The following is a 25998-nucleotide window of genomic DNA, read 5'->3' on the forward strand; positions in this document are numbered from 1 at the left end:
ATAGCAGTTCAGTGCTGCTGCCCGGGTGGGGTGACCCGTCGGGGGCCGTCCACGGGCAGTCGTAGCACAAAGCGCGTTCCTGCGCCGGGCACGCTGTGCGCGACGATGCTGCCGCCCAGCACATTGCTCACCAGGTTGTAGACGATATACAGGCCCAGGCCGCTGCCGCCGCGCCCCAGTTTGGTGGTGTAGAAGGGTTCGAAGATGTGCGGCAGGCTGGTTTTCGGAATGCCGCAGCCGTTGTCCGCGTACTCGAGTACCACGTGGCTGCCCTCCTGCCGGGCGCTGATGCGGATCTCTCCCTGTTCCATGCCTTCAAAGCCATGGTTCAGACTGTTGGAGAGAAAGTTGGTCAATACCTGTTCCAGCGGACCGGGGTAACTGTCCAGCGCCAGTTCGCCGGGGATGCTCAGTTCCACCCGGTGCCGTGCGTTTTTGAACAGGGGATGCGTGGTGGTCAGTACATCGTTAACGATGTCCAGCAGCATGAAATGGCGGCGGCGGGTACTGCTCTGGTCCACCGCGACTTCCTTGAAGTCGTTGATCAGCTTGGCTGCCTTGGTAGCGTTGCGCTCGATCAGTCCGCTGGCCTCCTGCAGGCGCGCGGCGGACTTTTCCACGTCGGAGCGGCGTGCGCTGCCGGTCAGCAACTTCCGGCCGAAATCCGCGACCTCATCCCTCAGGGTGGAGGCGACGGCCATCACGTTGCCGATCGGGGTGTTGAGCTCGTGGGCCACGCCAGCTACCAGACTGCCCAGGGCGGCGAGTTTTTCCGACTGCATCAGCTGGCCCATGGCCTGACGCAGTTCCGCATTCCGGGTCTCCACCCGGGCTTCCAGTTCGCGATTGAGTTCTTCCAGTGTGGTCTGGGCGCGCTTGAGCCGGGAGACGTCGATGAGGGTCTCTATGGCACCGGTGATGTGGCCTTGCGCGTCCCGCAAGGGCGCGGCGCAGTAGCGTATCCACATGCCCAGACCACCGTCCAGGGCAGGGAAGTAGTCTTCTCCTTCCATCGCGCCAGGGATGATGGGACTCTCGCGCAGCATGCCGGGGTAGTAGCGCTCCAGGTCTGCCGGGTGCGCGCCGTCCACCAGCACGTCGACCAGGCAGGGCCGTGGCTCCGGGTAGATGCCGCGCCAGGTATCTGTGGTTGCCACTACGGTCTCGGCGGGTACGCCGGTCAGGCGCGTCATGTGCGGGTTCCAGAAAGTGACCTGATGCTGGGCATTGATGGCAAATACGGCCACGGGCAGGTTCTGGTAAACCTGTTGCAGGCTGTGCTCGAACTCCTTGGCCATGACCTCAGCCTGTTTGCGATCCGAAATGTCCCGCACACTGGAGACGGTACGCTGCCCCTGCGCCATTTCAAAGCGCGTCATGGAGATTTCGGACCAGAATACGCTGCCGTCTTTGCGGCGCGAACGCCACTCGAAGAACTGCGCGCCCTCCCGCCGGGTCTTCTCGATCCAGGCCATGGCCTCCGTGCCGCTATAGCCGGGCTCGCCGGAGCTGAGGTCGGCTGGCAGGAGCAGGGGCGCCTCGTGTTCCTCGTAGCCAAACAGGGCGCAGAAGCGGGCGTTGGTCTGCACGATGCGACCGGTAGTGGCATCGCGCACCATGATGGCGTCGGGGCTGTGTGCAAACAGCTCTTGGTAGTTGTGTGCGCTCAGGCGCAGTGCCTGAGCCGTGGCATTGCGTTCGCGGATGCCGTAGAGCAGCAGGGCGATGATGACCAGCATGCTGCCAAACAGCACACTGAGCCAGGGGAGGTGGGGGCGCAGCGTCTCCAGGGTGTCCTTGGGGCGCTGCAGCACGGTGGCCCCCGGGGGCAGGCGCTTCAGGTCTACATCCCAGCGTTGCATCTGCGGGTAGTCGAAGGTGGCGTGGGTGCCGCCTTCCATGAAAGGCAGGGGCTTGGGAGCTGTTCCGCGCAGTAGCTGGACGGCGAGCCGGCCTACGGTGCTGCCCTGTTCATGGCCCGACACCAGAAAGCCACCGAGCACCCCAGGGCGCATGGCAACGTCGCGCGTGACGGCCACGGGCGCGTGGGCCGCGGCTGCCCAGAGGTCGCTGGCCTCCTCATGGGTGAGCACGCGGTCTTCGGCGTCGCGGTTGAAGGGCAGGGCGAACACCAGGTCGCCAGGCCCCAGCTGGGCCAGATGGCGCTCGATGTCAGCCACCGACAGCTTGCTGAGGTATTCAATGCGCACGCCGGTGCTGCCCGCCATGCGCTGGCGCAGGGTGTCCACCTGGGCCAGACTGGTGCGGCTCTGGTCATGCACGACTACTACCCGTTCGGTTTGGGGGCGCATGCGCAGCATCTGCTCCAGGCTGTCGCCCACGTCCAGATCGTCAAAGACGCCACCGATCAGCGGAAATTTTTGTAGGGCGGACCGCCGGCTGCTGGAGACGCCGGAGAACAGGATGGGGGTGCCCGGGTAGTGGCGCTCGCGCAGGCGCAGCACAAAGTCCAGCGCATCGTCATCGGCGGCGATCAGCACCGTGGGCGGTTTGGCGCCGTACTTGGAGAGCAGCAGGGCTTCGGTGAGTTGGTAGTACTGCGGGCTGGGCAGCACATGCTTGGTGTCCAGAAAATCCAGCTGCAGCTCCAGCGCGGGGTTGAAGGTAGCCAGTTGCTCGCGTACGCCGGCAATCTGGGCGTCGCTCCAGGCCATGCCGGCGTGGTAGGACGCAATCATGTGTACCCGGGGAAGCTCCGCCGCTTGTACTGGCAATAGGGCCAAGCAGATCAGGCAGGCCACTGCCCATTGCCAACACCTCTTGAAGCGGAGTGGTACCGCCAGAAGGTGTAGCTGGGTGTCGGGCACGGCGCCCTCAGGCAGACAGGCTCAGCGCGTTTTGGTTGGCGGCGACTTTCGGGCTGAGCTTGAACACCGCCATCACTTCCACCAGGGCACGGGCCTGGGATCGCAGGCTGCTCGCCGCTGCGGCCATTTCTTCCACCAGCGCTGCGTTTTGCTGAGTGGTCTGGTCCATTTGCGTGACGGCATGGCCCACCTGGTTCACGCCCGATGCCTGTTCGCTGCTGGCTGCGCTGATCTCGCCCACCACATCGGAGACTCGGCGTATGGCTTCGACCACTTCGCTCATGGTGCTGCCCGCCTGGTCCACCAGATTGGTGCCCTGTTCCACGCGCTGCACGCTGGTGCCTATGAGTTGCTTTATTTCCTTGGCGGCTTCGGCGCTGCGGCCGGCCAGTGCCCGTACCTCGCTGGCCACAACAGCAAAGCCGCGGCCCTGTTCACCGGCGCGCGCGGCCTCCACGGCAGCGTTCAAGGCCAGAATGTTGGTCTGGAAGGCAATGCCGTCGATCACGCTGATGATGTCTGCAATCTTGGTAGAGGCCTCGTTGATGCCTTTCATGGTCTCCACCACTTGACTGACCACTTCACCACCACGCATGGCGACGGTGGACGCTGTCATGGCCAACTGGTTTGCCTGGGCTGCACTGTCGGCGTTTTGTCGCACGGTAGCACTGAGCTGTTCCATCGAGGCAGCGGTTTGCTGCAGGGCGCTGGCCTGCTGCTCGGTGCGGGCCGACAGGTCGTTATTGCCATGGGCAATCTCGGAGCTGGCGCTGGAGACGCCTTCGGCATTGACGCGGACGCCACCCACCATGCGTGCCAGGTTGTCGCGCATGTCGCGCAGCGCATGCATCATGTCGGCGGCTTCGTCCTGCCCTTCGGGCTGGATGTGGATGCTCAGATCCCCTTGGCTGATGGCCTGGGCAGAGTCCACTGCGTGCTGGATGGGGCGGGTGATGGAACGAGTGGACAGGACAGCGAAGATCAGCCCGATGCTGGCTGAGAGGGCGGCGCCCACCCCCAGAATCCACTGCCCGCTCACGGCCACGCGTTCTGTCTGGTCTACCCCGGCCTTGAGTTGTTCTTCCATATGGTCCATCAGCACATCCAGCGACTTGAGATAGGCATTGGCCAATGGCAGCAGCGTGGTGTCCACGGCTGCGGTGACGTCCTCCCCGGCCAGCTTCTTCTTGAGCAGATCGGCGCGCGGGCCGCGATAGGCTTCCCGTGTTTTGCCGATATCGGTAAACAAGCTCTTGCCCTTGTCGTCGGTGATCATGGGTTCGAGCTGTTTCTGCAGCTCGCTGATGACCTTGGAGGTCTCGTCCATTTCCTTCTGCAGGACTGTGACCCGTTCCGGGCTGGACGCATGGAGGGCCGCAGAGGTCCGAACCCAGTTGATGCGGATGTTCTCCACCCACTTTTGGGTGACGGAGGAGCGCTCCACTTCGACAAAGGCCAGCGTGTGCGCCTGATCCTTGAGAGAGCCCAGTCGCCACATACCGGTCAGCGCCATCAGGGCGGTGATCAGCAGAACGACTCCAAAAGCCAGGCCCAGGCGGGCCCCGATACGCAAGTTACTTCCCAGCATGGCGTCTCTCCTCGTCTGGTTTTGTATACAAGGCACTGTACTCCCAAGTGCCCCAAAAAGCCAAAGCCTCGGTGTCAGGCAAATGCGGGGGCAAATGACTGCGCCGTGGCGCGCGGCCAGCTGTGGCGGTAGATCAGGGGCAGCGTGTTGGGGTCAGCGTCCAGCAGCGCGCGGTTGGGCAACTGGGTCAAGATGAGCTGGGCCAAGGACTTGACCTTGTGGTCGGTGGAGCGGCGCACGATGTGGTGGGCCGTGATCTCGCTGGGGTGATGGACGCCGGCAGCTTGCACCAGTTCCTGCAGTGCATGCAGGGTTTGCTGGTGGAAGTTGTAGACGCGCTCGGCCTTGTCGGGGACTACCAGCGACTGTTGGCGCAGCGGGTCTTGTGTGGTCACGCCCGTGGGGCAGTGGCCGGTGTGGCAGTGCTGGGCCTGGATGCAGCCCAGCGCAAACATGAAGCCGCGCGCGCTGTTGCACCAGTCCGCGCCCAGCGCCATCAGGCGTGCGATGTCGAAGGCGCTCACCACCTTGCCCGCGCAGCCGATCTTGACGCGCTCGCGCAGCCCGGCGCCGCGCAGCGTGTTGTGCACCAGCAGCAGGCCTTCCTGCAGCGGCGCGCCCACGTGGTCTGTGAACTCCAGCGGCGCTGCGCCGGTGCCGCCCTCGGCGCCGTCGACGACGATGAAGTCGGGCGTGATGCCGGTCTCCAGCATGGCCTTGACCATGGCAAACCACTCCCAGGGGTGGCCGATGCAGAGCTTGAAGCCGGTCGGCTTGCCGCCCGAGAGTTCGCGCAGGCGGGCGATGAACTCCATCATCTCCACCGGCGTGCTGAAGGCGCTGTGCGCGGCTGGCGAGATGCAGTCCACGCCGACCGGGATGCCGCGCGCCTCAGCGATTTCGGGTGTGACCTTGGGGCCGGGGAGCATGCCGCCGTGGCCGGGCTTGGCACCCTGGCTGAGCTTGAGTTCGATCATCTTGACCTGCGGGTCGCGCGCATTGGCGGCGAACTTGTCGGCATTGAAGCTGCCGTCCACATTGCGGCAGCCGAAGTAGCCCGAGGCCACTTCCCAGATCAGGTCGCCGCCATGCACTCGGTGGTGGGTGGAGATGGAGCCCTCTCCGGTGTCGTGCGCAAAACCGCCGCGCTTGGCACCCGCATTGAGCGCCAGGATGGCGTTGGCGCTGAGCGCGCCAAAACTCATGGCCGAAATATTGAACACGCTGGCGCTGTAGGGCTGTGCCGTGTCCGGACCGATGGTGATGCGAAAGTCGTGTGAGGCCAGCTTGGTCGGTGCCACCGAGTGGTTCATCCACTCATAGCCCCCGGCATGCACATCAAGCTGGGTGCCGAAGGGACGCTTGTCGGGTTCGCCCTTGGCGCGCTGGTAGACCAGAGAACGTTGGGCGCGAGAGAAGGGCGTGGCTTCGTTGTCGCTCTCGATGAAGTACTGGCGGATCTCTGGGCGCACAAACTCCAGCATGAAACGCATGTGACCGATGATGGGGTAGTTGCGCAGAATGGAGCGCTTGCTCTGGCGCAGGTCGTACACGCCAATGCCCACGAGAAGGGCGCACAGCACAAAAGGACCACCGCCTACGCCTAGCGCTACCAGGCTGAAGACGCTGAGCAACAGGCCGAATACGCACACGCCCATGACGGTGTAGCGCACGGGGAAGATGGAATTGAGCGTATGGAGCATGAAAGTCCTTTCTGAGCGGAGACAATAGCGCTCTGCCCTCTTCTTCGCACAGCTTATGCCAAACCCCAGCTCCCCAGCCACCGACGGCGCCCCGGTAGATACCCTGAGCCCGGAGGATTTTGACGCTCTGGACACGATTCTGGACGCGCTGCGCGCGCGCCACGACGAGGTGCCCCAGTGGGAGTTCTGTGAAGGCTTCATGGCCGCGCTGGCGGTGTGCCGCCGCCCCATCCCGCCGGCAGAATACTTCCCGGCCCTGCTGGATTTCGAGGTGCCCGCGCCCGGCGAAGTGGGCGGTTTTGACAGTGTCGAGCAGGCCCAGCAGTTCCTGGCGCTGTGGACGCGACGCTGGAACGATGTGGTGCGCAGTCTGAGCACCGAGGTCAAGAGCCTGGACGAAGACCTGGCCTACCACCCCGAGGTGATGGACGTGCGCGGCGCCGTGGCGGCCCTGCCCGAGGAGGACCGAGCCGCCATGGAGGGGCAGGACCTGCCCTCCTTTGCCCAAGTCTGGGCGCTGGGCTTTATGTTTGCCGTGGAAACCTGGCCCGAGGAATGGGCCGCTCCGCGCGACCGCGAGGCCGAGAAATGGCTGGACGCCGCCCTGCAGTCCATCGTCGCCCTGACCGAGGACGACGAGGGCGAGCCCACCGTCTCCGTGTTTGACGACGACGGCCCGGCCAGCGTCAGCGAGCAGCGCATCAACGACTTTGCCGACGCCGTTTGGGCCGTTTACGACCTGCGCGAACTATGGGCCAATTTTGGTCCCCGGGTGGAGACTGTGCGCAAGGAAGCTGAACCCGGCCGCAACGACCCCTGCCCTTGCGGAAGCGGCAAGAAATACAAGAAATGCCACGGGGCCTGAGCCGCGTGGGGACGTAAAAAAGGCCTAGTCAGAGGCCTTTTTCTTGGACGGAGCGAAGCTTAGAACTTGTACCCGATGCCTAGGGATAGTACACCGGTCTGATTCTTGGCGGTAATGGCAGGCGTCAGCTTCTTGTCGTCGTACTTGTTGAATACGTATTCCGTCTGGACGTACACATTCTTGCTAGTAAAGAAGCGTGCGCCAAATCCGTATCCGATACCTGACAAATCGGCACCACCAACGGTGGTGTCAAGTTTGGCGGAAACGGCGGCAATCTTTCCGTAGAGCAGCACGTTGTTGCTGATGGCAACGCCCGGAGCGACATAGAAGCTCGCCACATTCTTCAGTGTGGCATCGCTGGCGACAGTGATGTCGCTGAGTCCAAGACTGGCGCCGAAGCCCAGGACAAAAGACTCGCCGAGTGCCAAGTCGTAACCTGCTTGGACACCGACATTGGTTTCTGTCCGGTCGACAACCGTCGTACCTTCCACTTTGTTGTTATTGATATTGGCGGAAGCAGACAGGCTGAAACCTTCAAAGTTTTTGGCTTGTGCGAAAGCGTTTGGGGCAATAAAAGAAGAAGCGGCGATGGCCGATGCAATCAGTAGTTTTTTCATGTGTGACTAGTCGTTGAGGTTGAAGCCCAGTTCCTCCCGAAAAAGGGCTCGCTCATTCTAAGGGGGCTGGAAATACCCTACTGCTCGTCTTGGATGTAGCGTATGGGGCGGAGCGTCTAGAATGACACGCGTGACCAGAAGTCTCCACGCATTCATCCTCCTGACAGTCCTCCTTTGGCAGTCTTGGGTTACTGTGGGGGTGGTCAGTGTGGGTGTGCACGCGGATGCACCTGTACTGGCGGCGATTCTGGTTGATGATTCGAATGCTGCCGTGGATCTGACTTTGCACATGGATGCCGACGAGGCGCCGGTGCAGCATGTGGATGGCGGCGTGGGTGGCAATGAGTTGTTGTCTGCCCCCTGGCCCAGGTTCTTCCTGGCTCGCTCCATGAATATCCCGGAATTTGTCGCCAGACATTGGCACTCTGTTCCAGCCGAAGGCCTGCTGCGCCCACCTCGGCTTGCTGGCTGACGCCGGTCCACGGTCTTTTGGCCCGTCAAATCCGGTTCTGAGTTGTTCCTCCGGCGTTCGCCAGAGCTTGAACAGCAAGGCACCTGTGCGAAGCCTGATTCCGCTGACCCTACCGACAACGGCCAGGGCATCTTCCTGAACTTCAAAACGGGCCTACGCCCTGCGCCGAAATAGCACCCGCTGCAGTCCTGTGCAGCCATATTTCGAGGAGTTTCCATGCGCTTGAGTACACGCGGCAGATTTGCCATCACAGCATTGATTGATCTGGCCCTGCGAGAAAACAATACCCCTGTTCCTTTGGCAGACCTCGCGCTGCGACACAGCATTTCCCTGTCCTACCTGGAGCAGGTGTTTGCGAAGCTGCGCCGTGGCGGACTGGTGGAAAGCACCCGGGGCCCTGGCGGTGGCTACACATTGGGGTTTCGCGGAGACCAGATCTCTGTGGCCGACATATTCACGGCCATTGAAGAAAACGGCACTGACGAATCCGATTCCCAGGACCAGGGCAGTGCGTACGAGCTTACGCAAGACCTCTGGAGGAGTCTGCATTCCGCCCTGCTGGTGCATATGAAGACGATTACCTTGCGCAGTCTGGCGCAAGAGCAAAAGGCCAAAGGGTTCAGCGCAGCAGAAAAGAAAGTTCCCAAGAAAAAGGGTGTCGCAGCGCAGGTCTTGCATCGGCCCATTGAGACGAATGCGCCCAACTCCGTATTCACTTGGAATGGTGTGCTGCCCGCGAGCCATTGACGGAGTACAACGATGGACGGTTCGGGCGGGAGTTCTCGGGCGTGGTTTCAGGCGCAATAATGGACGGTCCGTCCCTTACCGCCCCATGCAGGAGTTGTCATGACCACATCCTTTGCCCCCAGTACGGCGCAAGCGTCTCATACAGGCGGCAGTGACCGTCTGGAGCTATTGCTGTTCCGCCTGGGAAGGACCAGGAACTCCGGTCACAGCGAGTTGTTTGGTATCAATGTTTTTAAGGTGCGCGAAATTGTGGTGGCGCCGCACATCACAACCATTGTCAATGCGCCCATGCATGCCCTGGGGCTGGCCAATGTGCGCGGGCAACTGATTCCCGTGGTGGACCTGCCAAGCATGGCAGGTTGCGAAAGGCAGACCAACGCGAACATCGTGCTGGTAACTGAGTTTGCCCGGAGCACGCAGGCGTTTCTGGTGGATGAGGTGGTAGAGATCGTCCACCTGGAATGGAAGCACCTGTTGGCAGCTGACAGTGGCGGGTCGCTTTTGCTGTCGGGTGTTGCCCGCATAGATGGGGATGCTCCGGATTCCCGACTGGCCCAGGTGCTGGATGTAGAGCAGATCCTGCGCGATGTGCTGCCTGCCGCACACGGAGCCACCGACAAGCACGTTGGTTTGGAGCGGCTGCACTTGCCGCCGGGTTCCGTGGTGTTGGTGGCTGAGGATTCGGCGGTCGCCCGTCTTCTGGTGGAAGAGAGTCTCAAGGCCATGGGCGTGCAGTACGTGGCGATGAAGAATGGCCGCGAGGTGTGGGATCGTCTGGCCGCACTGCACCGCGAGGCTACTGCGCAGGGGCAGCGCGCACGCGACAAGGTCGCGTTAGTGCTGACGGACCTGGAAATGCCTGAAATGGATGGTTTCACCCTCACGCGTAGCATAAAGCAGGATGCTCGCTTCACCGGAATTCCGGTGGTGGTGTATTCGTCGCTTACGGGAACTGCGAGCGAGAAACACGCAAGCAGCGTGGGCGCAGATGCCTATGTGGCAAAGTTTGAGCCGCGCGAGCTTGGGGACTCGATTGCCAATGTGCTGATGGAGCGCAAGGCCATGGCTTCCTGAGCTCGGAAGTCGCCGACCCCAAAAGAAAATGGCCCGCTAGGGGCCATTTGTCTGAAATGTGGAGCGGGAAAAGAGTCTCGAACTCTCGACCTCAACCTTGGCAAGGTTGCGCTCTACCAACTGAGCTATTCCCGCATTTCTGAGAGCCGAATTATAGCCTGACTTGAATGGGTTTTGGACGAGGCGTGGAAAAAATGCGTTTGTCCCCATGCACAGAAGTGCGCTCTCTACAATGCGGCCCTTTGCCTGTGCCTGCCGCCATGGACATTGTTGTCAACGAAGCCCTCAAAGCCTATATCGATCCTCTCACCCCAGAGGAATACGCCGCACTGGAGCGCAGTCTGCTGGCCGAGGGCTGCCGCGATGCACTGGTGCTTTGGGGCGATGTGCTGGTCGATGGCCACAACCGCTATGGCATTTGCCAGAAGCACGGCCTGCCGTTCCGCACGCTGCAGAGCACCCTGTTCCAGTCCATGGACGATGTGCACCTCTGGATGATTGAGCAGCATCTGGGGCGACGCAGTGTTTCGGATTTTCAGCGGGGTGTGCTAGCGCTGCGCAAGCGCGAAATCCTGGCCCAGCGCCGGGCGCAGCCCGATTCACCGGCAGCCGGAGTGGATGCCTCGCCTGCTCCTGAGGCCTCGCCCCCACCGCTACCCAACAGGGAAGAGCTTGCAAAGGCCGCCCGCCTGAGCAGCAATCAGGTAGGCATGATCGAGAAGATCCAGAAGCAGGCGGCCCCGGAGCTGGTTGCGGCCGTCAAGTCGGGTGCCATCTCCATCAATGCGGCGGCAGCCGTGGCCACCTTGCCTGCGCAGGAGCAGGTGGAGGCGGCCACGGGCGGAACGGACCAGCTCAAGCAAGCTGCCAAGCGGGTCCGCGAAGCCAAACGCGCGGCCCGCGAGGCCATGGCGAGTCAGTCGGTGGCGCCTGAGGTCGTGGAGCCCGGGGCTACCAACCCGCTGGACGCCTTGCAGCAGCGGGTGCGGGAGCTGGAGGCTGAAAACGCCGAATTGCGCCGGCAACTGGCGCAGTTGCAGCCAGTCTAAAGTGGGGCACCTGCCGGCTCGCCAGGGGCAGGGCCGGGGCGTTGCTAAAGCGGTTTTGCGTTATGCGCTTTGTGTGCAGTGAGCCAGCGCCTACCGAGAAAGTTGCAAAAGATTAGGGTTTTACGCCTCGGATATCTCAAATTGATATATCAAAGTGAGCGGTTTCGCGATTGCACGCAGACGGGTTCCGGGCGATATTCGCGCAGTGTGATGTAAAACACCCTACAGGAGATAACACATGAACAAGCGGATTTTCGTGCGCGCCACCGTGTTGGCGGCTCTGGCTGCCGCAGGCGGCGCGGTACTGGCCCAGGACAATGTTTTCAAGATCGGCCTTGTGCTGCCGATGACCGGCCAGCAAGCCACCACCGGCCGCCAGATTGAAGCCGCCGCCAAGCTGTACATGGCGCAAAACGGTGACACTGTTGCCGGCAAGAAGATCCAGCTCATCATCAAGGATGACACCAGCATTCCCGACGTGACCAAGCGCATGGCCCAGGAACTGATCGTCAATGACAAGGTCAACGTGCTGGCCGGCATGGGCATCACGCCTTCTGCCCTGGCGACTGCACCCCTGGCCACCCAGTCCAAGACCCCGCTGGTGGTGATGGCGGCTGCAACCTCCAGCATCACCGAAGCATCCCCCTACATCGTGCGCACCAGCTTCACGCTGCCCCAGGCGGCTGTGGCAATCGCCGACTGGGCGCCCAAGAACGGCATCAAGAAGGTCGTGACCCTGGTGTCCGACTATGGCCCCGGTATCGACGCCGAGAAGTACTTCAAGGACCGTTTGACCTTCAACGGCGGCACCATCGTCGAATCCTTGCGGGTGCCCATGCGCAACCCCGATTTCGCGCCCTTCCTGCAGAAAGTGCGTGACCTCAAGCCCGACGCGTTGTTCGTGTTCGTGCCCTCTGGCGCTGGTGCAGCCGTCATGAAGCAGTTCCTCGAGCGTGGCATGGACAAGGCCGGCATCAAGCTCATCGGCCCTGGTGACATCACTGACGACGACCAGTTGAACGACATGGGCGACGGCGCCCTGGGCGTGGTGACCTCGCACCACTACTCGGCGGCCCACCCCTCGGCCCTGAACAAGAAGTTTGTGGAAGCCTTCCAGAAGGCCAACAACAAGCTGCGCCCCAACTTCATGGCCGTGGGCGGCTATGACGGCATGCGCGTGATCTACGAAGCGCTCAAGGCCACCAAGGGCCAGGGCGGCGGCGACGCACTGCTGGGCGCGATGAAAGGGCAGATCTTCGAGAGCCCGCGTGGCCCCATCTTCATTGATGCGCAGACCCGCGACATCGTGCAGAACATCTACCTGCGCAAGGTCGAGAAGAAAGACGGCCAGCTCTACAACATCGAGTTTGATGTGATCAAGGATGTGAAGGACCCCGGCAAGAACCGCTAACCCGGAACTTGACCGCAGACCCTGGCGGTATGCAAAGCAGGCAAAAAAGCGATGGCGAGTCCCTCGCTTTTTTGTTGCCCAAAATAGCGCCCCGAGACTGCAAAACCCTGTGATTGGCGAATTATGTTGACCATACTTTTTGACGGTGTTGCCTACGGCATGCTGCTCTTCATCCTGGCCGTAGGCTTGGCCGTGACCATGGGCTTGATGAACTTCATCAACCTCGCGCACGGCGCCTTTGCCATGGTGGGCGGCTACATCACGGTGCTGCTCATGCAGCGTCTGGGCGTGCCCTTTCTGCTGTGTTTGCCAGCAGCCTTTATTGGTGCGGCGCTGCTGGGCGGTGTGTTGGAGCGCACGCTCTATCGCCCGCTGTACCACAAGCCCCACCTGGACCAAGTGCTGTTCTCCATCGGCCTGACCTTCATGGCCGTGGCTGCGGTGGACTACTTTGTGGGTTCCACCCAGCAGATCATGCAGTTGCCCGAATGGCTCAAAGGCCGCACCGAGATCGGTGACGGCGCCTGGATGCTGGGCATGGGCCACTACCGCCTGTTCATCATTGCCGTCTGCGCCGCACTCACGGTGGGCCTGCAGTTCATCCTCACCAAAACCCGCTTCGGCAGCCGTCTGCGTGCCTCGGTGGACGATCAGCGTGTGGCCGCCGGCCTGGGCATCAATGTGAACGCCGTGTTCCTCTCCACCTTCGCCGTGGGCTCCGGCCTAGCCGGTCTGGGTGGCGCACTGGGGGCGGATGTGCTGGGCATGGACCCGACCTTTCCCCTCAAGTTCATGATTTACTTTCTGATCGTGGTTGCCGTGGGCGGCACGGCCAGCATCACCGGCCCGCTCTTGGCGGCCCTGCTGCTGGGCATTGCCGACGTGGCCGGCAAGTACTACATCCCCAAGCTGGGCGCCTTCATCGTCTACAGCCTGATGATCCTGATTCTGGTCTGGCGCCCGCAAGGCCTGTTTGTGCGCAAGGGAGGCAAGGCATGAGCGCCACCAATACCGATTCCAAGACCAACATCCTGCTGGCCGCACGCCGCTGGCACTGGTGGGAGCTGGTGCTGTGGGCCCTGGCCCTGGCCTCGCCCTGGGCGCTGTCCAGCCATGCGCTCATCATCAACGAGATCGCCATCGTCGCGCTGTTTGCGCTCTCGCTGGACCTGATCCTGGGCTACACCGGCATCGTCTCGCTGGGCCATGCCGCCTTCTTCGGCATGGGCGCCTACACGGCGGCCCTGTTTGCCAAGCATGTCATGCCCGATCCCCTGGTCGGTCTGGTCGTGGGCATTGCCACTTCCACCGTGCTGGGCGCCATCTGCAGCGTGACCATCCAGCGCGGTACCGACCTGACTCGCCTCATGGTGACCCTGGGCGTGGGCCTGATTCTCATGGAGCTGGCCAACAAGCTCGACTGGCTGACCGGCGGTGCAGACGGTTTGCAGGGCGTGATGATGGGGCCGGTGCTGGGCCGCTTCGAGTTTGACCTGTATGGCCAGGTGGCCGCGTGGTACTCCATCTGCGTGCTGCTGGTGATGTTTGTGCTGGCGCGCCGCTTTGTGGGGTCGCCCTTTGGCGCCACGCTCAAGGCCATTCGGGACAACCGCCTGCGTGCCATGGCCATCGGCATTCCGGTCTCCAGCCGCCTGGCGGTGGCCTATACGGTGGCAGCCGGTGCAGCCGGTGCGGCCGGCGCACTGTTGGCGCAGACCACGGGCTTTGCCTCGCTGGATGTGTTCGAGTTCCACCGCTCGGCCGACGTGATGCTGATGCTGGTCATCGGCGGTGTGGGCTGGCTCTACGGCGGTGTGGCCGGCGCGCTGGTTTTCAAGCTGATGCAGGATTTCATTTCCAGCGTCACCCCCCAATACTGGACCTTCTGGATTGGCCTCTTCCTCGTGGTGCTGGTGCTGGTCGGGCGTGAGCGCCTGGTCCGCCCCTGGACCTGGTTCAAGCGTGGAGGCCGGGCATGAGCAACCCTATGCAAGACAACACTGTTCTGTCGGCCCAGGGCCTGGTGATGAAGTTCGGCGGCATCACTGCCACCAACAACGTCACCCTGAACCTGCAAAAGGGCGCGCGCCATGCGCTCATCGGACCCAACGGCGCGGGCAAGACCACGCTGATCAACCTGCTGACCGGCGTGCTGCAGCCCACCGAAGGCCGCATCGTGCTCGAAGGCCAGGACATTACCCACCTGGCGCCGCACCAGCGCGTGCGCCGCGGCATGGTGCGTACCTTCCAGATCAACCAGCTGTTTGACACCCTGAGCCCGATGGAGACATTGGCCATGGTGGTGAGCCAGCACCAGGGCCTGGGTGCCAAGTGGTGGCAGGCGCTGGGCGCCAACCGCCGCGTGACCGAGCGCTGCGAGCAGCTGCTGGAGCAGTTCCACCTGACTGAGGTGAGCGCGCAGGAAACCCGTGTGCTGGCCTATGGCAAGCGCCGCCTGCTGGAGATTGCCATTGCGCTGGCCTGCGAGCCGCGCGTGCTGCTGCTTGACGAACCCGTGGCCGGCGTGCCGGCGGGTGAGCGCGAGGAGCTGTTGCAAACCGTGGCGGCCCTGCCGGCAGATGTGTCCATCCTTTTGATTGAACATGACATGGATCTGGTCTTCAGCTTTGCAAACCGAATGACGGTGCTAGTCAACGGCACCATGCTGACCGAGGGCAACCCCAAGGAAATCGCCAACGACCCGCAGGTCAAGGCGGTCTACCTGGGCCATGCTGAAGGCGAGGAGGCCCACGCATGACCGAGCTGCTCAAGGTTGAGAACCTGTCCGCCGGTTACGGCGAGGCCGTGGTGCTGCATGGTGTGTCCGTCAGCATCAACGAAGGCGAGACGCTGGCGCTGCTGGGCCGCAATGGCACCGGCAAGACCACCTTCATGAACACCCTGGCCGGTGCCACGCGCCAGCACGGTGGAACGATTTCCCTGGGCGGCGCGGCCTTGCACAAGCTGCCACAGCACGAACGCGCGGCCGCCGGCATTGGCTGGGTGCCGCAGGAACGCAACATCTTCAAGTCGCTCACGGTGGACGAGAACCTGACCGCCGTGGCCCGCCCCGCACGCGCTGGGCGCAAGGCAGCGATGTGGACGCCCGCACGCGTGTACGAGCTGTTCCCGCGCCTGGCCGAGCGCAAGACCAATCTGGGCACCCAGCTCTCCGGTGGCGAACAACAGATGCTGGCCGTGGGCCGTGCGCTGGTGCTCAACCCTACTATTCTGCTGCTGGACGAGCCCTGCGAAGGGCTGGCGCCCATCATCGTGCAGGAGCTGCTGCGCGCCATCCGCCGCATCACACGCGAAGAGGGCCTCAGCGCCATCATCGTGGAGCAGCATCCGCAGGCCATCTTGGCCATCAGCGATACGGCCGCCGTGCTGGACCGCGGCACGGTGGTGCACAGCGGTACGGCGCAAAGCCTGCGTGAGCAGCCTGCCTTGCTGGACAAGTTGCTCGGTGTGGCACGGTAATTTGCTATTGGTTTGGTAGCTGCTCGCGCACACTCTGCGCGGTCTTTAGGAATATTTCTCATGAAACATCTGAATCGTCGTAGCGTGACGCTGGCCCTAGGTATCGTGGCCAGCTCGGTACTGGCTCTGCCGGCGTGGGCCGACGGCTTCCCGTCCAAACCCATCCGCATCGTCGTGCCCTTCGGGGCTGGCGGCGTGGCCGACCTGACCGCGCGCACCGTGGCGCAGAAGATGTCTGAATCGCTGGGCCAGCCCATCGTGATTGACAACAAGCCCGGTGCCGGCGGCGTGGGCGCCGGCGAGGCGGTGGCCAAGGCCGAACCCGATGGCTACACCCTGCTGCTCATGTCCAACGGCACGGCGGTGAGCGCCAGCCTGTTCAAGAGCCTGCCTTTTGACGCGCAGCGCGATTTCGCGCCGGTGTCGACCCTAGGCTACTTCGACCTGGCCGTGCTGGCCGCCCCCAACGCGCCCTACAAGACCATGGCCGACCTGCTGGCCTACGCCAAGGCCAACCCCGGCAAGCTCAATGTGGGCACGGTCAATATCGGCAGCACGCAAAATCTGGCGGCCGAGCTGCTCAAGACGCGTGCTGGCGTGGACTTCCTCATCGTCCCCTTCAACGGCACACCGGCTGTCACCACTGCGTTGCGCGGCGGCCAGATTGACGTGGCCGTGGAAATCCTCGGACCCATGATGGGCCAAGTCACTTCCAAGGCGGTGCGCCCGCTGGCCGTGCTGAGCGACACCCGTGCCAGCCAGATCCCGGACGTGCCCACGCTCATGCAAAGCGGTGTGAAGGACTTCGATGTGTCCTCGTGGAACGCCCTCGCGGCCCCGGCCAAGACGCCCAAGGACGTGATCGCCCGGCTGAACAAGGAAGTGCAGGCCGCGCTCAACCATCCCGACGTAAAGAAGAAGCTCTACGAGCTGAACGTGGAGGCCCGCGCTTCCACCCCCGAAAAACTGGCCGAGCTGCTGGCCACCGAAACCAAGCGCTGGGCCGAGGTGATTGCCAAGGCCGGCGTCCCCAAGCTCTGAGGAACCCGCGCCATGGCCTTGCCACTGCAACATCTGGGACTGGTGGGCTATGGCGAGGTGGGGCGCATCTTCAGCGCCGGCCTGCGCAGCCACTTTGCCGCCTGCTCCGCCTGGGACCTCAAGTTCGCTGCCGCCACCACCGGCGCTGCCGCCCAGGCTACGCAAGCCGGTGTGCAGGCCATGCCGTCCATGGCGGCGCTGTGCGCGCAGAGCGACCTCATCCTCTCCGCCGTCACGGCGTCCAACACCCTGGCCGTGGCCCAGGCCGCCGCGCCGTACCTGCGGCCCGGCACCGTGTTTCTGGACCTCAACTCCGCGTCTCCTGGCACCAAACAACAGGCGGCGGCCGCGATCGAGGCGGCAGGTGGTCGCTATGTGGAAGCCGGCGTCATGACCTCAGTGCCGCCCTATGGCATCAAGGTACCCATGCTGCTGGGCGGCGCATTGGCAACCGAGTTGGCAGACCAACTGAACGCCCTGGGCATGGATGCCAAGGCGGTGGCGCCGGAGATCGGTGTCGCCTCTGCCATCAAGATGTGCCGCAGCGTGATGATCAAGGGTCTGGAGGCGCTGGTGATTGAAAGCTACGCCACGGCCCGTGCCTATGGCGTGGAAGACCATGTGCTGCCCACGCTGGCCGAGACCTTTCCCAGCATCGACTGGGAGAAGCAGGGCGCCTACTTCTTCAGCCGCGTGGTGCAACACGGCCAGCGCCGCGCCGAAGAAATGCGTGAGTCTGCCCGCACGGTCGCCGAAGCCGGCTTCGCCCCCACCATGGCCAGCGCCATTGCCGACAAGCAGCAATGGGTGGCCGATCAGGCGCGTGCTGGCGTGTTTGCCCATGTGGGCAGGACTTCGCCCTGGCAGGTCTACGCTGATGCCCTGCTGGCCGCACCGAAGGCCTGACACTTGCTTGTTTCCGCTCTCCCTTTCACCGCCTAGTTCCGATGCTCGATATCCTGGCCATCACCGGCCCCATCTACCTTTGCATTGCCGCCGGCTACCTTGCCACCCGCATGGGCGTGTTCAGCAAACCGGACCTGCGAGTGTTCGGCAAATTTGTCCTCAACTTCGCCTTGCCTGCGCTGCTCTTCAACGCCATTGCCCAGCGCCCGCTGCGCGATGTGATGCACGTTGACTACCTGCTGGCCTATGGCATCGGCTCCCTGACCGTGCTGGCCGGTGGCTACTTGTGGGCCCGCTATGTGAACCGCAGTGTGCCCAGCTACCGCGCTTACTTTGCCATGGGCATGTCCTGCTCCAACAGCGGCTACATGGGCTACCCCGTGGCGGCCTTGGTGCTGGGGCCCATCGCGGCGGTCGCATTGGCGCTGAACATGGTGTTTGAAAACCTGATCAAGCTGCCGCTACTGCTGACCCTGGCTGAGAAGGGTGATGGGCGCGAGCGGCGCCATTGGCTGGTCGCGGTGCGCGGCACCGTCATGGGCTGGGTGCGTACGCCCATGCTCATGGTCATCCCGCTGGCGCTGCTGGTGTCCGTCATGGGCTGGACCTTGCCGGGCCCGATCGCCCGCACCGTGACCCTGTTTGCGCAGGTGACCACGGGGCTGGCGCTGTTCGTTATTGGTGGCGCGCTGGTGGGCCTGCAGCTCAAGGGCATGCGCCGGCTGGTGGCGCAGATTGCCATTGGCAAGCTGCTGTTGCACCCTTTGTGCGTGTTCCTGGCTTTCACGTTTCTGGTCCCCATTGCCGACCCGCAACTGCGCACCGCGGCCCTGCTGTTCTCGGCCATGCCCATGCTGGGCATCTATCCCATTCTGGCGCTCAAGCACGGCCATGAAGAGGTGAGCGCAGCGGCCTTGCTGGCGACCACCATAGGCTCCTTCTTCTCGCTCAACGCCTTGCTGTGGGCGTTGAAGCACTACCCCCTGTAGGCGACGAGTGTCGCGGGATTTACAGGCTGCCGGCCTGAAATCGCGACCACGCAATCACCGGCACCGCAGCGGCACTGAGTGGGCATTCGCAAGCGCGCTTGGATGGCTGCCTGACGGTCACGCCTTGGCAAGTCGCTCCTTTGCCAGTCTGGTGCCCTCTGCCAGCGCCTCCAGCTTGCGCCACGCCACATCCCGCGCCATGGGTACCAGGCCGCAATTTGTGCACGGAAACAAGCGCTCCTTCGGCACGAAGGCCAGCGCCCGACCTATGGTGTCAGCCACTTCCTCGGGTGTCTCCACCACGTCGCTGGCCACATCAATCACGCCGACCAGCACGTCCTTGCCAAACAGCAGTTGCATCAGGTCGGGCGGCACATGGGAGTGGATGCATTCCAGGCTCACCTGGTCGATGCTGCTCCTGGCCAGCGCAGGGAAGACCGCCTCGTACTGGCGCCATTCGTCGCCCAGGGTGCTCTTCCAGTCGGTATTGGCCTTGATGCCGTAGCCGTAGCAGATGTGGACCGCCGTCGTACAGGTCAGGCCCTGCGCCGCACGCTCCAGCGCCTGAACACCCCAGTCGGCGGCGTCCTTCATGTAGACGTTGAAGGCGGGCTCGTCGAACTGGATGATGTCCACGCCATCGGCCTGCAGCGCCAAGGCCTCCTGGTTGAGCAACTCGGCGAAGGCAAAAGCCATCTTGGTCTTGTCACCGTAGAAGCGGTCGGCCACGGTGTCGACAATGGTCATCGGACCGGGCAAGGTGAACTTCAGCTTCTTCTTGGTGTGTGCGCGCGCCAGTTGTGCTTCGAAGGCATGTACTCGGCCCTTCAGGCGCAGGCTTGAGACCACCTGCGGCACCATCGCGTCGTAGCGGTTGTCGCGAATGCCCATCTTCACCTTGTGCTCGAAGTCGATGCCTTCGACTTGCTCCAGAAAGCCATGCACGAAGTGCTGACGCGATTGCTCGCCGTCGCACACGATGTCAAGGCCCGCATCTTCCTGGGCCTTGATCCATAGCAGGGTTGCATCGGCCTTGGCCTGGCGGAGCGCATCGCCTTCAACCGTCCACTGCGGCCAGAGTTTGTTGGTTTCAGCCAGCCAGGCGGGCTTGGGCAGGCTGCCGGCGATAGAGGTTTCAAACATCAGAGAATTCCTTGTGAACAGGGATAGGCGGCGAGCGCGGTCAGCGTGTGAAGTTGGCAGACCATTGGTCAAGAACGTTCTTGTACGGTTTGATGAAGTGCTCCTCTGCAAACCGCCCTTGCTGGACGGCCAGTTGGCTGCGTTCTTCCCGGTCATAGACGATCTGCGTCAACGAGTAGTCCTGGTTTTTCAGGCTCGGTTGGTAGAGTTTTCCGGCTGCAGAATTCGCGTTGTAAATCTCGGGGCGATAGATCCGCTGAAAGGTTTCCATGGTGCTGATGGTGCCGATCAGCTCCAGATTCGTGTAGTCACCCAGCAGGTCGCCTTGAAAGTAAAAAGCCAGTGGCGCAACGCCATTTGGGGGCAGAAAGAAGCGAACCTGTAGCCCCATTTTTGCGAAGTACTGGTCGGTCGAGGACAGTTCATTCTGTTGGTACTCCATTCCCAGCACGGGGTGTCGGTTTTCGGTCCGCTGATAGGTCTTGCTGGTCGAGGCGCTGATGCAGATGACCGGCGGTTTGTGGAAATGCTTCTTGTACGTGCTCGAGTTGGCAAACAGCCTGAACAGCTTTCCATGCAAGTCGCCAAAATCGTCTGGCGTGCTGAATCCCGGCCGGTTGAGGTTGTACTTTGGAAGCAAGACGCTGAAGTCGTAATCGCGCACATAGGAGGAGAAATTGTTCCCCGCGATGCCGTCAATGCGTTTGTTCAGCTTCTTGTCGAGAATGCTGGTTTTCAGTATCTCGATCAACGGAAAACCACCATGGCTGCTGTCGGCATCCAGGCTCATCTCGACAGAGATGATCTCGAGTTCGACAGCGTAGCGATCGCCCGTCGGATTGTCCCAATGCGCCAAGGCATTGAAGCGGTTGTCAATCATCCTCAGCGTGTTGCGCAAATTCTGTTGCCGGCTCGTCCCCCGTGCCAGGTTGGCAAAGTTGGTGGTGATGCGCGTGCTGTCCGATGGGTGGTAGTTTTCATCGAAGCAGATGCTCTTGAGCTTGAATGTGAATTCTTGGTTCATGGTGATCTGGTGGGTCAATTTCAAAGATAAAAGCTGTGCCTTTTAGGCCGCAACCATGTCCTCATTCAGGGAATACCTTTCAAGGCATATCAACTCGACGAACGGAAATGCCCGTTGGACCGCCAGCCGGGCTCTCGCGATCAAGGCCTCGTCCTGCAGGCGGTAATCGACGAAATCCTTGTCGGTCGCGTACACGCCCAGCGGCAATGTGCGGGCCTGGAAGAAGCTGAACAATGGCCGCAGTTGGTGGTCGATGACCAAGGCATGGCGCTCGCTGCCACCGGTGGCAGCCAACAACACGGGCTTGTCGATCAGGGCGTCCTGGTCAATGAAGTCGAAGAAGTGCTTGAACAATCCCGCGTAGGAACCGCGGTAGACCGGCGTTGCCACCACCAGCACGTCAGCTTGCTCCACTGCTGCCAGTTCCCGCTCCACCGCATCAGGCAGTTGGGCGCGCCGGACCGCACCCGCAAACTGCGGTGCGAGCTGGCCCAATTCGACCAGGCGCTGTTCGCATGGGACTTCTTCGGCCATCAGGTCCAGCAAGTGCTCAGCCAGGGCTGCAGCTTTGGAGGGGCGTTGCAGCCCGCCGGAAACTGCGACTACTCGGAGTGGACGTGTCATTGGTGCTTTCCCAAATAATGCAAAGAAGCGATGGGAGCGGATGGTATGGAAGGACATCCATGAAGTAAAATGGTCTTATTTCATAAATTCATGAAATTGGGTCATTTGAATGCTTGAGCGCATCCACCTCAACATCGTTCAACAGGTCGAGAAACAGGGGTCATTGACGGCCGCTGCGGGCGTTCTGAACCTCACCCAGTCGGCACTGAGTCACAGCATGAAAAAGCTGGAGCAGCAATTGGGCACCGACATCTGGCTGCGCGAGGGCCGCAGCTTGCGGCTCACGCAAGCGGGTGAATACCTGCTGGCCGTGGCCAATCGTGTGTTGCCCCAGCTCGCCCTGGCTGAAGAGCGCATTGGGCAGTACGCACAAGGTGAGCGCGGCACCCTGCGCATCGGCATGGAATGCCACCCCTGCTACCAGTGGCTGCTCAAGGTCGTGTCACCTTATCTGGCGCAATGGCCCGACGTGGATGTGGACGTGAAGCAGAAGTTCCAGTTCGGCGGCATCGGTGCGCTGTTTGGCTATGAGATTGATTTGCTGGTGACGCCCGACCCGCTCCACAAGCCCGGCCTGCGCTTCGAGCCGGTGTTCGACTATGAGCAGGTGTTGGTCGTGAGCCGACAGCATGCGCTGGCGGCAGAGGAACACATCAAACCCGCACAGCTGACGAATGAGGTGCTGATCACCTACCCGGTGCCCACCGACCGGCTCGACATCTACAACCAGTTCCTCATGCCTGCCGGCATCTCACCGCGCAGCCACAAGGCCATAGAGACCACCGACATCATGCTGCAGATGGTCGCCAGCGGCCGCGGCGTGGCCGCGTTGCCGCGCTGGCTGGCGGAGGAATACGCCGAGAAGATGGACGTGACCCCGGTGCGCCTGGGCAAAAAAGGCATCGCCAAACAGATCTTTCTGGGGGCGCGCGAGGCGGATGTGGGGATCGACTATCTGCAGGCGTTTGTGGAGCTGGCCCGCCAGTCGGATTGATTGCGCGGCGCTACGCCAGCATTAGCGCACCCCGGCCAGGCCTTCTGCACCTACGGTTCGTGTGACCGGGCAGTTGACGACGATATCGGTGATGTCCAGCGCAAGCTGCCCCGCCTCTTCTGCGGCAAGAAGGGCCTCTTCCGATTTCAACTCCCGATGGGCGTGCGGTGCGCGCCATGTCACCAGCACGAGTCGCCACAGTGGGCTGTAGGCGCGGTCCGCATTGTTGGCACCCACCGGACGTGGCGCGGACGGGAAGATGCTGATCTGTTCACCGGCCGGAAATTTGTAGACCCGCTCCAGCACCGAGCGCGGCGCGCCTATAGCATCGCGCAGGCGGGGCACATAGTTCACACCAGCAGCCTGCGCCATGGCGGCGTCGGAAATGTCCGTGGTGATGTACTCGACCTGCCGGCCCTCCACCCATGCGCGATTGAGCGGAAGCACGGTTTCCGTGCGCGTAGCCGTGAGGTTCGCGCAACCAGAGAAAAGCACCAGCAACAGTGAGCAAGCCCAGCGGTTCATGGGCGGATTCTAGGCGCGGGCTTCAATCCGCCTTGACCCGCCCCCCGCTGATCACCGGCTTCCACCGTGCAATCTCGGTGGCAATCAGCTTGCCAAAGGCGGCTGGTGTCTCCGGCGTCGCAATGGCGCCTTCGGTGTTGAGCCGCGTTTTGAGTTCGGGGCTGTTCAGCGCCAGGTTGATCTGGGTGTTGAGCTTGGCGACGATGTCGGCCGGTGTGCCGGCCGGGGCCACCACGCCGTACCACTGGTCGGCCTCGAAGCCGGGGTAGCCGGTTTCTGCCACGGTCGGCAGGTCGGGCAGGGCGTCCAGGCGCTTGGGGCTGGAGACGGCAAGGGCGCGCAGCTGGCCGGCCTTGACCTGATTGATGACGGCGGGCGCGCCGGTGAACAGCAGCTGGATCTGGCCGCCCACCAGGTCGGTCACTGCGGGCGCGGTGCCGCGGTAGGGGATGTGCAGCAGCGAGCTGCCGGTTTGCAGCTTGAAGTACTCGGTGGCCAGGTTGGCCGCACTGCCGTTGCCACCCGATCCATAGTTGAGCTGGCCGGGCTTGGCTTTGGCCAGGGCCACCAGTTCCTTCACGCCCTTGGCGGGCACGCTGGGGTGCACCACCAGCACATTGGGCACCCGTGCCACCCAGGCCACGGGGGCAAAGCTCTTGACCGGGTCGTAGGGCAGGGCGGGGTAGAGAGAGGGGTTGACCGCCAGCGTGCCGATGTGGCCCATGAGCAGGGTGTAGCCATCGGCTGGCGCCTTGGCTACCTTGTCGGCGCCAATGGAGCCGCCCGCGCCTGGCACGTTGTCAATCACCACCGGCTGGCCCCAGGCCTCGTTGAGCTTCTGCCCGATGGCGCGCGCCAGGATGTCGGTGGAGCCGCCGGGGGTGAAGGGCACGACCAGGCGGATGGCCTTGGTGGGGTAGGCCGCTGCGCCCTGTGCATGGGCGGTTTGAGCATAAAAAGTGCCGCCGGCCCCCATGAATAATGCGCAAGCAGCTATCAATTTGTGAGTATTTCCCGCCATGAACCTGTCTCCATCCTTGTTGTATGGATGCCAGTGTGCGGGCGACAGTGGGCGTGGGCAAGCGTGCCCTAGCATAGCAGCTATGCCGGAAAACGCTGTCCTGCGCTAGCGGTGAATCGCCTTGAGCACCACCTGGCTCACCACGTCCATGGCCTTTCGCTGGGTCTGTGTGGTGGGGCGGCGTGCGGACCAGACCAGCATGAGCTGGCTCATGATGCGAGGGCTGTGGATGGCCTGCACGGTGAATGTGTCTGGGTTGTCGAAGTTGCTCAGCGTGTAGCTGGGCAACACGGCGTGGCCCATGCCTTCCTTCACCAAATTCAGGATGGCGTTGAGGCCGTCCACCTCCAGCATGATCTCGGGGCGCCGGCCAATGGCCATCATCTCGCCCTCGATGAGGATGCGGAAGGCGTTGGGCCGGCTCGGCAGGATCAGCGGCAGCTCGGCCACGTCCTTCAGGCTGATGGCGGGCGCCGGCTTGCTGGGTTTGCTCTTGCCACTGCTCTGCGGGTTGTGCGAGATGAGGGAGAGCTCGTCTTCGTCCAGCGTGCTCATCTCCAGTTCGGTGCTCTGACCGGGGTTGTAGAGCACGGCCATGTCCAGATTGCCCAAGCGCAAGCCCTCATGCATCTGGACGGAGAAACCCTCGGTCAGCGTGAGCTGGGCCTGTGGCAGGTGTTCGCGGAAGGCGAGCACCAGCGGCACGGTGATGAGCTTGGACAGGCTGGGCGGCAGGCCGATGGAGACGCGCCCGGCCAGCGCGCCGCGCGCCGCGCCCAGCTCCTCGCGTGTGAGCTGCACCTGGTGCAGGATGCCGCGGCCGTGCTCCAGCAGCAGCTTGCCGGCCTCGGTGGGCACGGCGCCGCGGCCATTACGCGTCAGCAGGTTCTGCCGCAGCTCCACTTCCAGCAGGCGGATTTGGCGGCTCAGCGCGGGCTGGGCCACGTCCAGCGAGATGGAGGCGCGGGTAAAACTGCCCATTTCGGCCACGCGCACAAAGTATTCAAGCTGTTTCAGGTCCATGGGCTGGCTCCAGATGGGGAAGTCGCATCAGCGAATAGCTGCGGCTGAATTATGCCAATTTGAGATAGCTGCTAGTGCCACCCTCGGCTTATCAAATGGCAGCCCGCCGACCAGAATACCGAGCATGTCCAACACCGTCCCCACTGCTCCCGTGGCCCTGAAGTGCATCTCGTCCATGGCCACGCGCCTGCTGCTCAATGCGATGGCGGCGGACTTCACGGCCCAGACTGGCCAGGCCGTCGTCATTGAGTCCGTGGGCGGCGTGGATGCAGCCAAGCGCGTGCAGGCCAATGAGGTGTTTGACGCGGTGTTTCTGGCCGCCGACGCCATCGACAAACTGATCGCCTCCAGCCATCTGCAACGCGGTCGTGTGGACCTGGTGCATTCAGGCGTAGCCGTAGCCGTACCAGCCGGTGCGCCGCAGCCCGATATTTCCTCGGAAGACGCCGTGCGCGCTGCCGTGCTGGCCGCGCCCACGCTTGGTTATTCCACCGGCCCCAGCGGCGTGGCCCTGGTCAAGCTGTTTGAGCGCTGGGGCATTGCCGAATCCGTACAAAGCCGCATCGTGCAGGCGCCGCCCGGCGTGCCCGTGGGCGCGCTGGTGGCGCGCGGCGAGGTGGCGCTGGGCTTCCAGCAGCTCAGCGAGCTCATCCATGTGGAGGGCATCACCATCGTCGGCCCGCTGCCCCCCGCCATCCAGATCACCACCACCTTCTCGGCCGGTGTGGGCAGCCAGTCCGCCCAGCCCGAGGCGGTGCGTGCGCTGCTGGCCTTCATGGCCTCGCCCCAGGCCGCTGCGGCCAAGCAGCGCGAGGGCATGCAGCCCGCCTGAGCCATCCCATTTGAAAAGAACCCCAGGAGACACCCGTGAAAA

Annotated in this window: 25 protein-coding genes and 1 tRNA gene; 15 read left to right on the forward strand and 11 right to left on the reverse strand. The window is 62.9% G+C overall.

Annotated features, from left to right (window positions below):
• Window positions 1-8 precede the first annotated feature (8 nt).
• The 3 genes from AC1RNN_RS17400 to AC1RNN_RS17410 all read right to left on the reverse strand — a co-directional run bounded on the left by AC1RNN_RS17400 (window position 9) and on the right by AC1RNN_RS17410 (window position 6119).
• Window positions 9-2699 carry a sensor histidine kinase gene (locus AC1RNN_RS17400; protein WP_493090569.1) on the reverse strand — a complete coding sequence of 897 codons (2691 nt, stop codon included), beginning with the start codon at window positions 2697-2699 and terminating at the stop codon, window positions 9-11.
• Window positions 2700-2835: 136 nt separating this feature from the next.
• Window positions 2836-4416 (reverse strand): methyl-accepting chemotaxis protein, encoded by a 1581-nt coding sequence (locus AC1RNN_RS17405; protein WP_493090570.1) that lies wholly within the window; start codon window positions 4414-4416, stop codon window positions 2836-2838.
• A gap of 74 nt (window positions 4417-4490) precedes the next feature.
• A complete protein-coding gene (locus AC1RNN_RS17410; protein ID WP_493090571.1) occupies window positions 4491-6119 on the reverse strand; it encodes an FMN-binding glutamate synthase family protein in 1629 nt (542 codons plus the stop codon).
• 55 nt (window positions 6120-6174) lie between these two features.
• Between AC1RNN_RS17410 and AC1RNN_RS17415 the strand changes: the two genes are divergently transcribed.
• Window positions 6175-6984, forward strand: a complete 810-nt coding sequence (locus tag AC1RNN_RS17415) for a UPF0149 family protein (protein ID WP_493090572.1) — start codon at window positions 6175-6177, stop codon at window positions 6982-6984.
• A gap of 59 nt (window positions 6985-7043) precedes the next feature.
• Here the strand turns inward: AC1RNN_RS17415 and AC1RNN_RS17420 are convergent, their stop codons facing one another.
• The gene (locus AC1RNN_RS17420; protein ID WP_493090573.1) at window positions 7044-7601 is read right to left on the reverse strand and encodes an outer membrane protein; all 558 of its coding nucleotides are present in this window, start codon (window positions 7599-7601) and stop codon (window positions 7044-7046) included.
• A gap of 121 nt (window positions 7602-7722) precedes the next feature.
• Here AC1RNN_RS17420 and AC1RNN_RS17425 point away from each other — a divergent pair, with 121 nt between their 5' ends.
• From AC1RNN_RS17425 to AC1RNN_RS17435, 3 genes are all read left to right on the forward strand, one after another.
• A complete protein-coding gene (locus AC1RNN_RS17425; RefSeq protein ID WP_493090574.1) occupies window positions 7723-8073 on the forward strand; it encodes a hypothetical protein in 351 nt (116 codons plus the stop codon).
• Between the two features lie 216 nt (window positions 8074-8289).
• Window positions 8290-8820 (forward strand): Rrf2 family transcriptional regulator, encoded by a 531-nt coding sequence (locus tag AC1RNN_RS17430; protein ID WP_493090575.1) that lies wholly within the window; start codon window positions 8290-8292, stop codon window positions 8818-8820.
• A gap of 99 nt (window positions 8821-8919) precedes the next feature.
• Window positions 8920-9894, forward strand: a complete 975-nt coding sequence (locus AC1RNN_RS17435) for a chemotaxis protein (RefSeq protein WP_493090576.1) — start codon at window positions 8920-8922, stop codon at window positions 9892-9894.
• Between the two features lie 59 nt (window positions 9895-9953).
• Here AC1RNN_RS17435 and AC1RNN_RS17440 read toward each other — a convergent pair.
• Window positions 9954-10029, reverse strand: a tRNA-Gly gene (locus AC1RNN_RS17440).
• Window positions 10030-10154: 125 nt separating this feature from the next.
• Here AC1RNN_RS17440 and AC1RNN_RS17445 point away from each other — a divergent pair.
• The 9 genes from AC1RNN_RS17445 (at window position 10155) to AC1RNN_RS17485 (ending at window position 18770) form a co-directional block, all read left to right on the forward strand.
• Complete coding sequence (locus AC1RNN_RS17445; RefSeq protein WP_493090577.1) at window positions 10155-10943, forward strand: ParB N-terminal domain-containing protein; 789 nt, start codon at window positions 10155-10157, stop codon at window positions 10941-10943.
• A gap of 238 nt (window positions 10944-11181) precedes the next feature.
• Window positions 11182-12354, forward strand: a complete 1173-nt coding sequence (locus AC1RNN_RS17450; RefSeq protein ID WP_493090578.1) for an ABC transporter substrate-binding protein — start codon at window positions 11182-11184, stop codon at window positions 12352-12354.
• A 123-nt stretch (window positions 12355-12477) separates the two neighbouring features.
• Window positions 12478-13353 (forward strand): branched-chain amino acid ABC transporter permease, encoded by an 876-nt coding sequence (locus tag AC1RNN_RS17455; RefSeq protein ID WP_493090579.1) that lies wholly within the window; start codon window positions 12478-12480, stop codon window positions 13351-13353.
• Entirely contained in the window at window positions 13350-14333 is a 984-nt protein-coding gene (locus AC1RNN_RS17460; protein ID WP_493090581.1) for a branched-chain amino acid ABC transporter permease, read from the forward strand. Before AC1RNN_RS17455 ends, AC1RNN_RS17460 begins: the two co-directional genes overlap by 4 nt.
• Window positions 14330-15112 (forward strand): ABC transporter ATP-binding protein, encoded by a 783-nt coding sequence (locus AC1RNN_RS17465; RefSeq protein WP_493090582.1) that lies wholly within the window; start codon window positions 14330-14332, stop codon window positions 15110-15112. Before AC1RNN_RS17460 ends, AC1RNN_RS17465 begins: the two co-directional genes overlap by 4 nt.
• Entirely contained in the window at window positions 15109-15834 is a 726-nt protein-coding gene (locus AC1RNN_RS17470) for an ABC transporter ATP-binding protein (RefSeq protein WP_493090583.1), read from the forward strand. Before AC1RNN_RS17465 ends, AC1RNN_RS17470 begins: the two co-directional genes overlap by 4 nt.
• A 69-nt stretch (window positions 15835-15903) precedes the next feature.
• Window positions 15904-16875, forward strand: a complete 972-nt coding sequence (locus tag AC1RNN_RS17475) for a Bug family tripartite tricarboxylate transporter substrate binding protein (protein WP_493090684.1) — start codon at window positions 15904-15906, stop codon at window positions 16873-16875.
• A 12-nt stretch (window positions 16876-16887) separates the two neighbouring features.
• Window positions 16888-17781 (forward strand): NAD(P)-dependent oxidoreductase, encoded by an 894-nt coding sequence (locus tag AC1RNN_RS17480; RefSeq protein ID WP_493090584.1) that lies wholly within the window; start codon window positions 16888-16890, stop codon window positions 17779-17781.
• A 41-nt stretch (window positions 17782-17822) separates the two neighbouring features.
• The gene (locus tag AC1RNN_RS17485) at window positions 17823-18770 is read left to right on the forward strand and encodes an AEC family transporter (protein WP_493090586.1); all 948 of its coding nucleotides are present in this window, start codon (window positions 17823-17825) and stop codon (window positions 18768-18770) included.
• A 117-nt stretch (window positions 18771-18887) separates the two neighbouring features.
• Here the strand turns inward: AC1RNN_RS17485 and AC1RNN_RS17490 are convergent, their stop codons facing one another.
• From AC1RNN_RS17490 to msuE, 3 genes are read right to left on the reverse strand one after another with little or no spacing between them, the layout of a single operon-like run.
• Window positions 18888-19913 carry a methionine synthase gene (locus tag AC1RNN_RS17490; protein ID WP_493090587.1) on the reverse strand — a complete coding sequence of 342 codons (1026 nt, stop codon included), beginning with the start codon at window positions 19911-19913 and terminating at the stop codon, window positions 18888-18890.
• A gap of 40 nt (window positions 19914-19953) precedes the next feature.
• Window positions 19954-20937, reverse strand: coding sequence for a DUF1852 domain-containing protein (locus AC1RNN_RS17495; protein WP_493090588.1), 984 nt, complete (start codon window positions 20935-20937; stop codon window positions 19954-19956).
• Between the two features lie 42 nt (window positions 20938-20979).
• Window positions 20980-21561, reverse strand: coding sequence for an FMN reductase (gene msuE, locus AC1RNN_RS17500; RefSeq protein ID WP_493090589.1), 582 nt, complete (start codon window positions 21559-21561; stop codon window positions 20980-20982).
• Between the two features lie 109 nt (window positions 21562-21670).
• On the opposite strand from msuE, the gene AC1RNN_RS17505 reads away from it, so the two are divergent.
• A complete protein-coding gene (locus AC1RNN_RS17505; RefSeq protein WP_493090590.1) occupies window positions 21671-22555 on the forward strand; it encodes a LysR family transcriptional regulator in 885 nt (294 codons plus the stop codon).
• Between the two features lie 21 nt (window positions 22556-22576).
• On the opposite strand, the gene AC1RNN_RS17510 is transcribed toward AC1RNN_RS17505, so the two are convergent.
• The 3 genes from AC1RNN_RS17510 to AC1RNN_RS17520 all read right to left on the reverse strand — a co-directional run bounded on the left by AC1RNN_RS17510 (window position 22577) and on the right by AC1RNN_RS17520 (window position 25124).
• Window positions 22577-23080: a DUF7482 domain-containing protein gene (locus AC1RNN_RS17510; protein ID WP_493090591.1), complete on the reverse strand. Its 504-nt coding sequence runs from the start codon at window positions 23078-23080 to the stop codon at window positions 22577-22579.
• 22 nt (window positions 23081-23102) lie between these two features.
• Complete coding sequence (locus AC1RNN_RS17515) at window positions 23103-24101, reverse strand: tripartite tricarboxylate transporter substrate binding protein (RefSeq protein WP_493090592.1); 999 nt, start codon at window positions 24099-24101, stop codon at window positions 23103-23105.
• Window positions 24102-24206: 105 nt separating this feature from the next.
• On the reverse strand, window positions 24207-25124 hold the full coding sequence (locus tag AC1RNN_RS17520; RefSeq protein ID WP_493090593.1) for a LysR family transcriptional regulator: 918 nt from the start codon (window positions 25122-25124) through the stop codon (window positions 24207-24209).
• A 124-nt stretch (window positions 25125-25248) separates the two neighbouring features.
• Here AC1RNN_RS17520 and AC1RNN_RS17525 point away from each other — a divergent pair, with 124 nt between their 5' ends.
• Complete coding sequence (locus tag AC1RNN_RS17525; RefSeq protein WP_493090594.1) at window positions 25249-25956, forward strand: substrate-binding domain-containing protein; 708 nt, start codon at window positions 25249-25251, stop codon at window positions 25954-25956.
• Window positions 25957-25998 lie beyond the last annotated feature (42 nt).

The organism is Rhodoferax sp. GW822-FHT02D07 (genome assembly GCF_058802405.1).

Coding starts and splice junctions, on each gene's coding strand:
- AC1RNN_RS17400 (WP_493090569.1), bottom strand. CDS start 2,699: ATGATTGCGTCCTACCACGCCGGCATGGCCTGGAGCGACGCCCAGATT.
- AC1RNN_RS17405 (WP_493090570.1), bottom strand. CDS start 4,416: ATGCTGGGAAGTAACTTGCGTATCGGGGCCCGCCTGGGCCTGGCTTTT.
- AC1RNN_RS17410 (WP_493090571.1), bottom strand. CDS start 6,119: ATGCTCCATACGCTCAATTCCATCTTCCCCGTGCGCTACACCGTCATG.
- AC1RNN_RS17415 (WP_493090572.1), top strand. CDS start 6,175: ATGCCAAACCCCAGCTCCCCAGCCACCGACGGCGCCCCGGTAGATACC.
- AC1RNN_RS17420 (WP_493090573.1), bottom strand. CDS start 7,601: ATGAAAAAACTACTGATTGCATCGGCCATCGCCGCTTCTTCTTTTATT.
- AC1RNN_RS17425 (WP_493090574.1), top strand. CDS start 7,723: ATGACACGCGTGACCAGAAGTCTCCACGCATTCATCCTCCTGACAGTC.
- AC1RNN_RS17430 (WP_493090575.1), top strand. CDS start 8,290: ATGCGCTTGAGTACACGCGGCAGATTTGCCATCACAGCATTGATTGAT.
- AC1RNN_RS17435 (WP_493090576.1), top strand. CDS start 8,920: ATGACCACATCCTTTGCCCCCAGTACGGCGCAAGCGTCTCATACAGGC.
- AC1RNN_RS17445 (WP_493090577.1), top strand. CDS start 10,155: ATGGACATTGTTGTCAACGAAGCCCTCAAAGCCTATATCGATCCTCTC.
- AC1RNN_RS17450 (WP_493090578.1), top strand. CDS start 11,182: ATGAACAAGCGGATTTTCGTGCGCGCCACCGTGTTGGCGGCTCTGGCT.
- AC1RNN_RS17455 (WP_493090579.1), top strand. CDS start 12,478: ATGTTGACCATACTTTTTGACGGTGTTGCCTACGGCATGCTGCTCTTC.
- AC1RNN_RS17460 (WP_493090581.1), top strand. CDS start 13,350: ATGAGCGCCACCAATACCGATTCCAAGACCAACATCCTGCTGGCCGCA.
- AC1RNN_RS17465 (WP_493090582.1), top strand. CDS start 14,330: ATGAGCAACCCTATGCAAGACAACACTGTTCTGTCGGCCCAGGGCCTG.
- AC1RNN_RS17470 (WP_493090583.1), top strand. CDS start 15,109: ATGACCGAGCTGCTCAAGGTTGAGAACCTGTCCGCCGGTTACGGCGAG.
- AC1RNN_RS17480 (WP_493090584.1), top strand. CDS start 16,888: ATGGCCTTGCCACTGCAACATCTGGGACTGGTGGGCTATGGCGAGGTG.
- AC1RNN_RS17485 (WP_493090586.1), top strand. CDS start 17,823: ATGCTCGATATCCTGGCCATCACCGGCCCCATCTACCTTTGCATTGCC.
- AC1RNN_RS17490 (WP_493090587.1), bottom strand. CDS start 19,913: ATGTTTGAAACCTCTATCGCCGGCAGCCTGCCCAAGCCCGCCTGGCTG.
- AC1RNN_RS17495 (WP_493090588.1), bottom strand. CDS start 20,937: ATGAACCAAGAATTCACATTCAAGCTCAAGAGCATCTGCTTCGATGAA.
- msuE (WP_493090589.1), bottom strand. CDS start 21,561: ATGACACGTCCACTCCGAGTAGTCGCAGTTTCCGGCGGGCTGCAACGC.
- AC1RNN_RS17505 (WP_493090590.1), top strand. CDS start 21,671: ATGCTTGAGCGCATCCACCTCAACATCGTTCAACAGGTCGAGAAACAG.
- AC1RNN_RS17510 (WP_493090591.1), bottom strand. CDS start 23,080: ATGAACCGCTGGGCTTGCTCACTGTTGCTGGTGCTTTTCTCTGGTTGC.
- AC1RNN_RS17515 (WP_493090592.1), bottom strand. CDS start 24,101: ATGGCGGGAAATACTCACAAATTGATAGCTGCTTGCGCATTATTCATG.
- AC1RNN_RS17520 (WP_493090593.1), bottom strand. CDS start 25,124: ATGGACCTGAAACAGCTTGAATACTTTGTGCGCGTGGCCGAAATGGGC.
- AC1RNN_RS17525 (WP_493090594.1), top strand. CDS start 25,249: ATGTCCAACACCGTCCCCACTGCTCCCGTGGCCCTGAAGTGCATCTCG.